Origin of the sequence: Methylobacterium sp. J-077 (assembly GCF_022829365.1) — a bacterium.
Classification (GTDB): domain Bacteria; phylum Pseudomonadota; class Alphaproteobacteria; order Rhizobiales; family Beijerinckiaceae; genus Methylobacterium.
The window spans coordinates 1-357 of the sequence record NZ_JAKSYJ010000240.1 but is presented as its reverse complement, the minus strand read 5'-3'; the positions used below and the strand labels follow the sequence as shown (position 1 = coordinate 357).

Genomic DNA, 357 nt, shown 5'->3' with positions numbered 1-357 from the left:
CCGCGTCCGACCGCATTCGTCGCTGGGCTATCGGCCGCCAGCGCCCGTCAGCTACCCGGATCTGGCCTTCCGGCTACCCATGACCGCCACCATGCAGTAGCCTCTCAATCGGCTCGGTCCAAAATACCGGTCAGGTCACGTAGGGCCCTATCCGAACCAGCCATTCCGCTTTCGGCCAGCAACTGCCGCCGCGAACCACTCGCCCGAGCGTCTCAGATGGGTGGTTTCGCGACGGTCCGCTTTTGGGCGATAGTTGGCGGAAGCGGACACCGTCGTTGCACCCGGTCCCGACTCATTGCAGACGCTCAGCACGATGCCAGGATGGCCCCACGCGGGGGGCTGGACGATGCCGACCAT

The 357-nt window shown here is 65.5% G+C and carries 1 protein-coding gene; it reads right to left on the bottom strand.

The annotated features are described in order from the left end of the window. Positions 1–147 precede the first annotated feature (147 nt). A partial coding sequence (locus MKL11_RS30920) for a hypothetical protein (RefSeq protein WP_243950837.1) occupies positions 148–357 on the bottom strand: 210 nt, incomplete at its 5' end.